Source organism: Micromonospora sp. NPDC049107 (genome assembly GCF_040648595.1).
Taxonomy (GTDB): domain Bacteria; phylum Actinomycetota; class Actinomycetes; order Mycobacteriales; family Micromonosporaceae; genus Micromonospora.
The window spans coordinates 266,468-278,384 of record NZ_JBEZEC010000010.1; the positions used below are offsets into that span (position 1 = coordinate 266,468).

Annotated in this window: 10 protein-coding genes; 9 read left to right on the forward strand and 1 reads right to left on the reverse strand. The window is 69.8% G+C overall.

Annotated elements, in window-relative coordinates:
- Window positions 1–6 precede the first annotated feature (6 nt).
- The 5 genes from AB0B55_RS24935 to AB0B55_RS24955 are packed head-to-tail and all read left to right on the forward strand — an operon-like array spanning window position 7 to window position 4,831.
- Window positions 7–1,290, forward strand: coding sequence for an acyltransferase domain-containing protein (locus tag AB0B55_RS24935; protein WP_357128464.1), 1,284 nt, complete (start codon window positions 7–9; stop codon window positions 1,288–1,290).
- On the forward strand, window positions 1,275–2,429 hold the full coding sequence (locus AB0B55_RS24940) for an acyl-CoA dehydrogenase family protein (protein WP_091606465.1): 1,155 nt from the start codon (window positions 1,275–1,277) through the stop codon (window positions 2,427–2,429). Before AB0B55_RS24935 ends, AB0B55_RS24940 begins: the two co-directional genes overlap by 16 nt.
- Before the next feature lie 40 nt (window positions 2,430–2,469).
- Window positions 2,470–3,669, forward strand: a complete 1,200-nt coding sequence (locus AB0B55_RS24945; protein WP_091606468.1) for a hypothetical protein — start codon at window positions 2,470–2,472, stop codon at window positions 3,667–3,669.
- Between the two features lie 27 nt (window positions 3,670–3,696).
- Window positions 3,697–4,578, forward strand: coding sequence for a 3-hydroxyacyl-CoA dehydrogenase NAD-binding domain-containing protein (locus AB0B55_RS24950; protein ID WP_091606472.1), 882 nt, complete (start codon window positions 3,697–3,699; stop codon window positions 4,576–4,578).
- Between the two features lies 1 nt (window position 4,579).
- Window positions 4,580–4,831, forward strand: a complete 252-nt coding sequence (locus tag AB0B55_RS24955; protein ID WP_091606476.1) for a phosphopantetheine-binding protein — start codon at window positions 4,580–4,582, stop codon at window positions 4,829–4,831.
- A 69-nt stretch (window positions 4,832–4,900) separates the two neighbouring features.
- On the opposite strand, the gene AB0B55_RS24960 is transcribed toward AB0B55_RS24955, so the two are convergent.
- The gene (locus AB0B55_RS24960; RefSeq protein WP_141714744.1) at window positions 4,901–5,377 is read right to left on the reverse strand and encodes a hypothetical protein; all 477 of its coding nucleotides are present in this window, start codon (window positions 5,375–5,377) and stop codon (window positions 4,901–4,903) included.
- Window positions 5,378–5,927: 550 nt separating this feature from the next.
- Between AB0B55_RS24960 and AB0B55_RS24965 the strand changes: the two genes are divergently transcribed.
- Genes AB0B55_RS24965 through AB0B55_RS24980 form a run of 4 tightly spaced genes read left to right on the forward strand, consistent with a single transcriptional unit; the run spans window position 5,928 to window position 11,904 of the window.
- Entirely contained in the window at window positions 5,928–7,157 is a 1,230-nt protein-coding gene (locus AB0B55_RS24965) for a Zn-dependent hydrolase (protein WP_357174173.1), read from the forward strand.
- Entirely contained in the window at window positions 7,154–8,635 is a 1,482-nt protein-coding gene (locus AB0B55_RS24970; RefSeq protein ID WP_357128448.1) for a lyase family protein, read from the forward strand. Before AB0B55_RS24965 ends, AB0B55_RS24970 begins: the two co-directional genes overlap by 4 nt.
- The gene (locus AB0B55_RS24975; protein ID WP_357174176.1) at window positions 8,625–10,859 is read left to right on the forward strand and encodes a pyridoxal-phosphate dependent enzyme; all 2,235 of its coding nucleotides are present in this window, start codon (window positions 8,625–8,627) and stop codon (window positions 10,857–10,859) included. The genes AB0B55_RS24970 and AB0B55_RS24975 overlap by 11 nt, the downstream gene beginning before the upstream one ends.
- Window positions 10,843–11,904, forward strand: a complete 1,062-nt coding sequence (locus tag AB0B55_RS24980) for a GntG family PLP-dependent aldolase (RefSeq protein ID WP_281593044.1) — start codon at window positions 10,843–10,845, stop codon at window positions 11,902–11,904. The genes AB0B55_RS24975 and AB0B55_RS24980 overlap by 17 nt, the downstream gene beginning before the upstream one ends.
- The last annotated feature ends 13 nt before the right edge of the window (window positions 11,905–11,917 follow it).

Here is an 11,917-nt window from a genome sequence, read left to right on the forward strand (position 1 = left end):
TCCCGAATGACCGACACGACGAACATCCCATCGCCAGAAGCCACGGGCCCCAGCACCGTGGCCGCCGAGGGCTGGCTCCTGCGGCGACGACCCGGTGTGCCGGACGAGGATCGTGTCGTGGCGCTCGGACGCGATGCGGCACATTGCACCGAACTGCTCGACGGCGGGGATTCGTGGCTCGTCGCCCGTGGCCGGCCCGTCCCGCCTGCTTCGGTGGTGCTGATGTTCCCCGGCGTGGGCGACCAGCGTCCCGGTCTCAGCCGCGACCTTTATCACGCCGTACCCGCTTATCGGGCCGAGCTCGACCGGGTCAGCGAGATGCTCCGCCCCCTTCTCGATCAGGATCTGCGCGAGCTGCTGCTCACCGACGAGTCGGGCCCGACCGGGTGGTCCCTGCGGGAGCTCCTCCAGCGGGATGCCGGCGGTCCTCTCAGCCGGACCAGCCTCGCGCAACCGCTGGTCTTCGCCCTGGAGTACTGCCTCGCGCGGCTCCTGCTGCATTGGGGCGTCCGACCCGCCGCGCTGGTCGGATACAGCATCGGGGAGTACGTTGCGGCCTGCGTGGCCGGAGTGCTGGACATCCGGGACGCACTGACCCTGGTCACGCGCCGAGCGGCGTTGATCGAGGAGGTACCGGCCGGCGCCATGCTGGTCGTGATGCTGGATCCGGGCGACCTGGCCGAGCATCTCGGAGACGACCTGTGGCTCGCCGCAGTGAACGGCGCCGGGCTGTGTCAGGTGTCAGGGACGCCCTCGGCCGTCGCCCGGCTGGCGGAACGGCTGACCTCTGCGGGTGTCGCCACTCTTCCGGCGCCGGCCCGGCACGCCTTCCACTCCCCGCTGATGGATCCGGTCGCCCGGCCGCTGGAGCGTCTGCTGGAGAACATTCCCCTCACGCCGCCGAGCATCCCGGTGCTCTCCAACGTCACCGGTGACTGGCTGACCGACGAGGAAGCCTGCTCGCCCGGCTACTGGGCCCGGCACCTCTGCCAGCCGGTCCAGTTCGCCGGCAACCTGGCGCGCATGTGGGGGATGCCGCGCGTGCTGGCGGTCGAGGTCGGTGCCGGGCAGATGCTCACCTCGCTCGCCAACCAGCACCCCGCGCGTCCCCGCGGCCCGGGGACACCACCGGTCGTCGCCACCCTGACCAGCCGCGGCAACGACCATGGCGAGGTGGCCGCGATGGCCCGGGTGCTGGCACACGCCTGGGCGAACGGCGCCTGGGAACCCACCGCGGCCGGATCCGGGCCGGCGGACGCCGAGAGGGGAAAATCATGGACTTCGCGCTGAACGAGGACCAACGCCGGCTGCGCACCGAGATCATCGAATTCGCGCAGGCACGCCTGGGCGAGCAGGCCGGTGCGAACGACCGCGAGGCACGGTTCGACCGTGCGGGGTGGGACGAGTGTGCCCGGTTCGGGGTGTTGGGCTGGCCCTTCCCGGCCGAGTACGGAGGCGCCGGACTGGATCCACTCAGCTGCGTCGTCGCCTTCGAGGCGCTCGCCTACGGATGCGCCGACAATGGTCTGGTCTTCGCGATCAACAACCACGTCTGGGCCTGCGCCGTGTACATCGCTGAGCACGGCACCCCGCAGCAGCGCAAGCAGTTCCTGCCGGGCCTGATCGACGGCTCGACGATCGGCGCACACGCGCTCACCGAGCCGGACGTGGGCTCTGACGCCCTGTCGGTGACCACCAGGGCCGTCGAGGAGAACGGTCAGTACCTCCTCACCGGAACCAAGTGTTTCATCAGCAACGCACCGGTGGCCGATCTGTTCGTGGTCTTCGCCGTTACCGAACCCGATGCGGCGCCGCAGGGGCGGCTGTCGGCCTTCATCGTCCCGGCGTCGACGCCGGGCGTCCGGGTCGTCCGCGAGATCGGTAAGGCCGGTCTGCGCGGGACCCCGATGGGCGAGGTCAGGTTCGAGGATTGCGTGATCCCGGAGGACTACCTGCTCGGCGCTGCCGGTGGCGGATACCGGCTCTTCACGTCGGCGATGGAGTACGAGCGCGGCTTCATGTTCGCCGCCCAGGTCGGCGCCCTCCAGCGGGTCATGGAGCGGTCCGTGGCGCATGCCAGTGCGCGCCGGCAGTTCGGCCGACCGATCGCCGCTTTCCAGGGCGTCTCACATCCCATCGCTGACATGCGAGTCCGTCTGGAGCTGGCCCGCCTGCTGCTGTACAAGGTCGGCTGGCTCAAGCGGGAGGGCCGGATGGCGATGCTGGAGGCGGCGATGCTCAAGCTGTACGCCAGCGAAGGTCTCGTCGATTCCGCTCTGGCAGCCCTGCAGATCCATGGCGCCCGAGGCTATGTCGAGGACCAGCCGATCGAACGTGAAGTACGCGACGCGCTGGCCGGCACGGTCTACGGCGGCACCTCGGAGATCCAGCGCAACATCATCGCTTCGCTGATCGGCCTGCCCGCATGAACAGCCGGCTCGCGACCTGTCATGCCCGAGGAGGCATCTCTTGACCACCCTCACCATCGCCATGGAACAGCCGCTGTCGTCTGTTTCCGCCGAGGAGTTCGGCCGCCGGATCTTCTTCGCCACCGCTGACATCCTCAACTTCCGCTTCGTCCGGAACGGCGATGAGGTCACCGCCGTCGACCTGACAGTGGCCGACCAGGGAGACGTCGACCAGGTCCGGCGCAAGGTCAACGCTGTACTGAACGACGATGTCCTGAGCCAGCTGACCCGTCCACCGAAGGTCATCTGGTCCTCCCCGGCCGAGCGTCCCGTCCCGGACGGGACCTTCGACCGGCTCATGGCCGACGGGGAGGCGTCGCCTTCCGGCCAGGGCCAGGTGGCGCTGGGCCCACAGATGCTGCACCTGATGGACGCCCTCGACGACACGATTCGCGACATCGTCGTGGACGAGTTCCGCGCGCGCGAACAGCGTTACCCGACGCTGATCCCGGCATCCGTGATGCACCGCTGCGGCTACCTGACGTCCTTCCCGCAGTACCTGATGTTCGTCAGCCGCCTGCACAGCGATCGAGACGTCTACCGCGACTTCGTGACGGACACCAGCACCGGCGGAGCGATGGTGCCCGATGTGCTCGACCGGTGCGCCGGCGTGGACTACTGCCTCCCTCCGACCATGTGCTATCACACCTTCCACCAGCACGCCGACGGAACGCTGCCGGAGGACGCCGGCGTGGTGACCGCCCGCGGCAAGTCGTTCCGCCACGAGGAGAAGTACCACAGCGGTCTGGAGCGGCTCTGGGACTTCACCATCCGGGAGATCGTCTTCCTGGGCGACCGCGACCATGTGACAGCCGGCCGGCAGCGCCTCCTCGACCGCATTCTGGGTCTCACCGAGGATCTCGGCCTCAGCGGCCGGTGCGAGGTGGCGAGCGATCCGTTCTTCGGCGATCTCGACGTGGCCGCCCGCGCCACCTCGCAGCGTCTGCTCGAGCTCAAGTACGAGCTGCGGCTCGACGTCGGCGGCAGCCGGGACATCGCGGTCGGGTCGTTCAACCTCCACGAGCGCACCTTCGGATCGGCCTTCGGCATCCACATGTCCGACGGGGAGGTCGCGCACTCCGCGTGTGCCGGATTCGGCCTGGAGCGGCTGGCCTATGCCGTCGTGTGCCAGCACGGACTCGACCCGGCCGGCTGGCCCGCCCGGGTCGCCGAGTTGCTCGCCGCGCCTGACGGCCGATAAGTCATGACAACTGACAGGGGATTACCCGTGCGAGAGAACATCGCCGTCATCGGGGCGGGAACCATGGGGATCGGCGTCTCGCACGCCTTCGCCGCCGGCGGCCACCACGTGACCCTGGTGGACATCGGCAAACCCGCTCTCGACCGAGCGGCCGAAGAGATAGCGCGTAACGTGCGGCTCTTCGGCATGGTCGGTGGTACGCCGGAGAGCACACCGGGCGCAACGCTGGCGGCGATCACGTTCAGCACCGAGCTCGCTGACGTGGCCGACGCCGACTTCGTGGTCGAGAACATCACCGAGAACTTTTCGCTCAAGCAGCGGGTGTACCGAGAGCTGGACGAGATGTGCAAGCCCGCCGCGGTCTTCGGGGTCAACACGTCCGCGATCCCGATCACCCGCATCGCCGGGCTGACCGAGCGGGCCGACCGGGTCGTCGGCACCCACTTCATGAATCCGGTGCCGCTCAAGCCGCTGGTCGAGGTCATCCGCGGTTTCCACACCTCGCCCGAGACCATCGCCTTCACCCGTGACCTGATCTCCCGGCTCGGCAAGGACACTGCGGTGGTCGAGGACTCGCCCGGCTTCGTCACGAATCGCGCCATGATGCTGATGGTCAACGAGGCCATCTGCCTGTTGCAGGAGGGCGTGGCACCGGCGGCCGAGATCGACCGGCTCTTCGTCCAGTGCTTCGGGCACCGCATGGGACCACTGGCCACCGCCGACCTCATCGGCCTGGACACCGTGCTCTATTCGCTCGACGTCCTCCTGGAGAACTTCAACGAACCCAAGTACCGCCCGAGCCTGCTGCTGCGGAAGCTCGTCGACGCCGGTCACCTGGGCCGCAAGACCGGGCAGGGCCTCTTCGACTACCGCACCACGGACCCCACAACCGTTCCGGAAAGGAACTGACATGCAGAACCACCTGGACACGATCCGTGCGTTCGTCCGGCGGCAGGCCGACGGCATCGCCGACGACGAGGACATCTTCGCCAACGGTTACGTGAACTCCCTCTTCGCCGTGCAGGTCATCATGTTCGTGGAGCAGACGTTCGGCATCACGGTGGCCGGGGACGACCTCGACATCCGCAACTTCCGGTCCATCGCCGCGATCGACCAGTTCGTGGTCGACCACGCCGGTGATCGGCTGGTCGCCCCGCTGTAGCCCTCGTCCCGCACGACGAACTGGCCGGCTGCCCGTGGGCAGCCGGCCAGTTGGTCTGTGGCGGTGAGGTCACCCAGCCGGCGGGGAAACCGGGGTGGCGACTGCCAGTAACGACCGCATCACCGCCCTGGACGAGCGCATCCGGGCGGCCAGTTCGTGCAGCGCCAGCAGCAGGTGCGCGTCACCGGAGCGGTAACGCAGCACACTGATCCGGATGAGCGGGCCCATCACCGGATCCAGCGGGCGGTCACGCTCGAGGTTCAGCCGCGTGCGGGCGGCCTCGTCCTCGATGTCGATCTGATGGGTCTCCACATAGACCTCCGGCGCTACGGGGCACGGCTCGTAGCGCCAGCCACCCTGGTCACGACGGACCCGATCGGCCAGTTCGGGTACGTCGTCGATCAATCGCTGTTGGGCCGCCGCCAGACTGTCGACACTTATCCCGTCGGACGCATAGCGGACGACGACCCGGCGGAACCGCCGCGACGGCCCGTCCCGCAGATCCTGCAGGAATAGATCGACCTCCGGCGGCTCCAGATAGCGCATACGGTGGTCACTCCCCCTCGGCGATGCGGTCCGACGCGGTGGCCGGCGGTCGCTGCTGAAGCCGTCCCACCGACACCACGACCGTCACGACTGTTGTACGAACCATGGCTTTCGCCGGGCTTCCGCCTCGGTCGACCGTCGGCCTGCGATCGCGTCCTCATGACGGCACGAGCCGACAGCACGCCGATAGGCCCGGCAGTGAGTATCGGTGCTGCACCACCCACCGGCTGGTGTGAACCGGCTTGTCGAGAGGGCGGCGGATAGACATGTTCACTATGGCGGCAGCAGCACCAACGCCGTTGTCGGTCTGCGTACTCGGCGGCGCGAACAGCAGTCAGGACCGCAGCGCGCCCGCCGCCGCCGACCGATTCGGGCGCCGGTCGGGTGGACGCGGTCACCGCATCACCTGTGGCGGCAGGTCCGGGCTGACGGATCTCGTGGCGTGGTCCGCGCACCTGGCCGGCCCCGACACCACCTCCGCGCTGACCGCGGTCGAGGGAGTCCAGGCGGCTGGAGGTGCACGGTGCTGAAACTCAACCAGACGGCTTCCATGATCGACCGTCGGCGGTTCCTGTCCCACCTGGCGGAGCTGGCCCGATTCGGCGGGGACGAGCTGGGCGGAGTGTCTCGGACCGGCTTCAGCGAGGCGGATCACGCCGCCCGGCGATACCTCTGCGAGCGCTCGCGGATGCTCCGGTTGCGCGCCACCGTCGACGCGGCCGGGAACCTCTTCATCGGACGCCGGGAGGCGGACCGGGACCGGCCGGTCCTGCTGTTCGGATCGCATCTCGACAGCGTGGTGCACGGCGGCCGGCTCGACGGGGCATACGGCGTCGTGGCCGCCCTGGAGACCTTGGCACGGCTGGACGAACGAGACGGCTCCTTTGCGTACGAGCCGGTGGCGGTCGCCTTCGCCAACGAGGAGGGCGCCGAGTTCGGGTACCCCTTCTTCGGATCGAAGGCGATGGTCGGTCCCATCGAACATGCCGAGCGTCTGGTGGACAGCGCCGGGCTTCCCCTGCGCGACGCCTTGCGGGCTGCCGGGGGCGATATCGACGCCCTGTCCTCGGCCGTGTGGCCGGCCGGCCGGCTCGGCGGCTTCCTCGAGCTGCACATCGAACAGGGCCCGGTGCTGCAACGGGCCGGTGTCCCGCTCGGATTGGTCGAGGCGATCACCGGGCGCCACATCTTCGAGATCACGGTCACCGGCGAGCAGAATCATGCCGGAACCACCCCGATGGACGATCGGCACGACGCGCTCGTAGCCGGTGCCCGCCTGACGCTCGCCATCGAGGACATCGCCCGGGTGCGCCGGCTCTGCGCCGTCTCGACGGTGGGCCGTTTCGATGTCCGGCCGAACGTGACCAACGTGATCCCGGGCGCCGTCACCTTGACCGTGGAGATCCGGGACGGCTCACTCGATCGGCTGGCGAACGCCGAACGCGCCGTCCTGGCGGCGGTGGCCGCGCTGGGACCCGGCATCGACGCGCGGGTGGACGTCCGCATGCGCGCCGCTCCCGTCCGCACCGACCACCGGCTCAGCGCCGCGATCACCGACGCCGCGGCCGAGCACGGACTTCCCGTGCTGACGATGCACAGCGGCGCCGGTCACGACGCGCAGATCGTCGCTGCGGCGGGCCCGGTCGGAATGATCTTCGTACCCAGTCGGGACGGGATCAGCCACTCCCCCCGTGAGCACACCGAGCCGGAACATCTGCTGGCCGGGGCGGACGTACTCCTGACCACGGTGCGTCGCCTGTTGGAGGGGGCGGACCGGTGAGGTTCACCGGGCGTGTCGACGCTCCCCCGGCCGACGTCCTGCACGAAGAGATCCTGCGCCCGCAGTTCGAGAAGGAAGCCCGCACGCTCCTGCCCTGGTACGTGCTGATCGAAAAGGTCCTGTTGCTGGAGTACCGGCGAATGGGGTTGATCGACGACACCCAGTCGGCCGCGCTGGTCTCTCGGCTGAACGAGCTGACCCCGGAACAGATCACCGCCGATCCGGAGGGCAACATGTCCGACCTCGCGTTCGCCATCGAACGGTACGTCCAGGGCGGACCGGAACCTGTGCCGGCCGCATGGCACGTCGACCGCAGCCGCAACGATCTCCAGGCCTGCGCCCAACTGCTGTACGGCCGATCGCAGCTCGCCGCGCTCATTGAGAGTCTGGTCGGTCTGGCTCGGGCCGCCGCCGACCGCGCGGCGGCCGGCGTCGACCTGCCGATGCCCGGATACACACACCTGCAGGCCGCTCAGGTCGTCACGCCCGGCTTCTACCTTGCCGCCCTGGTCGAGGAGTCGCTGCGGACCATCCGGCAGATGCGTGCGACCTACGACGCGGTCGACGAGTGCCCGCTCGGCGCCGGTGCGATGGCCGGTCAACAGCTGGACTGGGACCTGCCCCGCATGGCGACGCTCCTGGGTTTCGATCGGCCGACCCGGCACGCCCTGATGGCGGTGGCCTCCCGTGGGTGGGCGCTGCGTGTAAGCGGGGATCTGTCCGCCTACGGGGTGGTCCTCAGCCGCTTCGCCACCGACCTGATGGCGTGGGCCAGCGGCGCCTACCGCCTGGTGGACCTTCCGGACTCGATGGTGGGCATCTCCTCGTCCATGCCGCAGAAGCGCAACTTCCCGGTGCTCGAACGGATCCGTGGCCGGAGCGCACACCTGACGGCGCTGCACCTCGATGTGGCCATGGTCCAGCGCGCGACTCCGTACGCCAACATGGTCGAGGTTTCCAAGGAGGCTGGTAGTCACCTGAATGCGCTGTTCGCCCAGGCTGGATCGGTGTTCCGGCTGACCAGCACCGTGCTCGCCGAGCTCCGCTTCCGGCCCGAGCAGATGCGGGATGCGTGCGCCGGTGACCACCTCGGCGGCTTCCGGCTGGCCAATCTGCTCACCCTGAGAGCGGGACTGCCATGGCGGCACGCGCAGGTGGTGGCCGGCCGGTACATCGCGGCGGCCGTCGACGCGGGCCGCTCCCCCGGCGAGCCCGACGGGCCGCTGTTGCGCAGGCTGGCCGCCGGCTACCCGGTGACGGAGCCGACGGACCTGCTGACCGAGGCGTTCGACGTGGACGCCGACCTGGCGTCACGGACGTCCGACGGATCAACCGGTCCGGACGCGGTACGTCGCCTCCTGGCCGTCCAGTGCGCCGAACTCGACGAGCACGCGGCATGGGGACGGCACCGCCGCTCCGCGACGACCTCTGCGGTGAACGCCGTGGAAGACCAACTGCGAGGACACCATGTTGTTTGACTCGGTGACGGCGGCGATCGGACATACCCCGCTGGTCCGGCTGCGGATTCCGGCAGCCCCCGGGGTGCGGGCGTACGCCAAGCTCGAGATGCAGAACCTGATGGCGATGAAGGACCGGGTGGCCAAGGAGGTCGTCCTGCGCGCACGCGAGGCCGGCACGCTGGTCGACGGCGCGCCGATCGTGGAGAGCTCGTCCGGCACCATGGCGCTGGGGCTGGCGCTGGTGGGCAACCATCTCGGTCATCCGGTCCACATCGTCACCGATCCCCGGATCGATCCGATCACCCTGACCAAGCTCGAGGCGCTGGGCTGCGCGGTGCACGTCGTCGAGGCGATGACCGGAGCGGGCTGGCAGAGTGCCCGGCTGGAACGCCTCGCTCACCTGATGGACGACCTGCCCGGTGCCTTCTGGCCGCAGCAGTACCACAACCCGCACAACCCGCTGGCGTACCGCGCCCTGGCGGACGAGCTCCTGAAGGACATCGATGGCCTCGATGTGCTCGTCGGCGCGGTGGGCAGCGGCGGTTCGCTGTGCGGGACCACGGCGGCGCTGCGCGCCGACCGGCCGGAGCTGACCTCCGTCGGCGTCGACGCCGTCGGCAGCATGCTGTTCGCCCAACCGGACCGTCCCGAGCGCCTGCAGAGCGGACTGGGCAACAGCCTGCAACCGGACAACATCGACTACGCCGTGCTCGACGAGGTGCACTGGCTGTCCGATGACGAGGCGTTCGCCGCGACCCGGGCGCTGGCCCGGGAGCAGCAGATCTTCGCCGGCAACACTTCTGGCTCGGTGTACCGGGTCCTCACCCACCTGGCCCGGCAGGCCGCCGAAGGGACGACGCTGGTGGGCATCTTCCCCGACCGCGGCGACCGGTACGTGGAGTCGGTCTATCGGCACCGGCCGGAGACGCAGCCTCGTAGCCACCCGGTGCAGGTTCCGTACGGCACCGTGGTGACCGCCTGGTCGTTCGCCGAACTCGGGCGGAACCACCGCCGTCAGCTCGGCTTCATCGAGGCGAACACCACGGGCACCGGCATGACGGCCATTCGGACGGCCGCCCGCCTCGACGTGGAGCCGGTGTTGTTCACCAGCTCGCCCCAGCGTTACCGCGGGCTGCCCGACGTCCGCGTCCGCACCGTGGTCTGCGACACCGACGACACTGCGGAGCTGGCCCGGACGATCAAGGCGAACCTCTCGTCGCCCGCCGGCATCGCGACCACCAGCGACTTCTACCTGCCGCAGGTCAGCGAGCTGACCGCCTCGTTCGACCTGCCGGGCAACCCGCCGGAGGCGATCGCCGTGTGCCGCGACAAGGCGGCGACACGGCGGATGCTGAGCGCGGCCGAGGTGCGCCAGCCCGGGTACGCCGTGGTCGCCGCCACCGACGAGATCCCGGCCGCGATCGCCGTGACCGGCCTGCCGTGCGTGGTGAAGCCGATCGACGACTCCGGCTCGAACAACGTCCGGCTCTGCCACGACCTCGCCGAGACGGCGGACCAGGTCGAGTGCATCCTGGCGGTCACCACGAACGTGCGCGGCCAGGCGACCGCCAGGCTGGCACTGATCGAGGAGTACGTGGCGGGGCCGGAGGTGTCGGTGGAGATGTTCAGCCACGACGCCACGGTCACCTGTCTCGGCGTCACGGCGAAGTCCACGCTCGCACCGCCGCACTTCGTCGAGGCACGGCACGTCTTCCCCGCGGCTCTTCCGCCGGCCCTGCACGCCGAGGTGCTGACCTTGGTCACCCGTGCCCTGTCCGCGGCGGGTATCCGGGAAGGCGCGACGCACACCGAGGTACGGCTCGGCTCGGCAGGCCCGTCCATCGTCGAGATCAACGCGCGCCCCGCCGGCGGCATGATCCCCGAGCTCGTGCGGCTGGCCACCGGGGTGGACATCGTCGAGCAACACCTGCGCGCGGCGTGCCGGCTCCCGGTCCAGCTCAGTCCGGCACGGGACCGCACCGCCGGGATCGCGTTCCTCACCGCCGGTCGCACCGGCCGGCTCACCGCCGTCGAGGGCACTACTGCGGCCCGCCGGACGCCGGGCGTGGTCGACGTGGCGGTGACGGCCGCACCCGGGACCGCCGTTCGTCCGCCGCGTAACGCCTATGACCGGCTCGGGCACGTCATTGCGGTGGGCAGCTCCGGCCACGAGGTCAGCAAGGCGCTGGACGCCGCACTCGGATATCTGCGAATCGAGGTCAACCATGATCGAACTGCGTAGTGACACCTTCACGCTGCCCTCTGCCGCGATGCGCTCGGCGATGGCCACCGCCCCGCTCGGTGACGACGTCTACGGCGAGGACCCCACCGTGCTGCGACTGGAGCGACTGGCCGCCGACCGCCTCGGCAAGGCAGCCGCCTGTTTGATGCCGAGCGGGACGATGGCCAATCTGGCTGCGCTGATGGCTCACGCCCCGCGCGGGGCCAAGGCGATCGTCGGGTCGGAATCCGATATCTATCTGTACGAGGCGGCCGGCGCGACGGTATGCGGTGGCATCTCCTACGAGCCGATCCGCAACCTTCCCGACGGCACTCTGCCACTGGCCTCGATCGCCGCGGCGTTCCCGGAGGACGACGAGGATCCACAGTTCGCCCCGGCGGCGGTCATCTGTCTGGAGAACACGCAGAATCGCTGCGGCGGGGTGGTGCTACCGGACGGGTACGCGGCCGAGGTCGCCGCGCTGGCCCGGACCCGCGGCGTCGCGGTGCACCTGGACGGTGCCCGGATCTTCAATGCCGCGGTGGCGCGCGGCGTACCGCCGGCCGAGCTGGCCCAGCACGCCGACACGGTGCAGTTCTGCCTGTCCAAGGGGCTCGCCGCACCCATCGGTTCAATGGTGGCCGGCGACGAGGCCACGCTGCTGCGGGTCCGCCGGATCCGCAAGATGCTCGGCGGCGGAATGCGACAGGCGGGCGTGATCGCCGCTGCCGGCATCCTGGCGATCGACGAGGCGGCCGAGCGCCTGAGCACGGACCACGCCCACGCGCGGCTGATGGCCGAGGGGCTGGCCGCGATCCCGGGTGTCACGCTGGACCCACCACAGACCAACAGCATTCTTTTCCGGGTCGCGGGACGGGACCCGGAAGAGGTCGTGCGGATGGCCGCCAGTGCCGGCGTCGCCGTCAACACCTTCGGGCACGGCCGGATCCGCGCGGTCATCCACTGCGGCGTCACCACCGGTGACGTGCACGAGGCGGTGAGCCGCCTCGCCAAGGTGATCACCCATTCCGAGCCGAGGCTGAACGGCGCCGGGAGCCCACGGTAGACAGTCGTGCGAT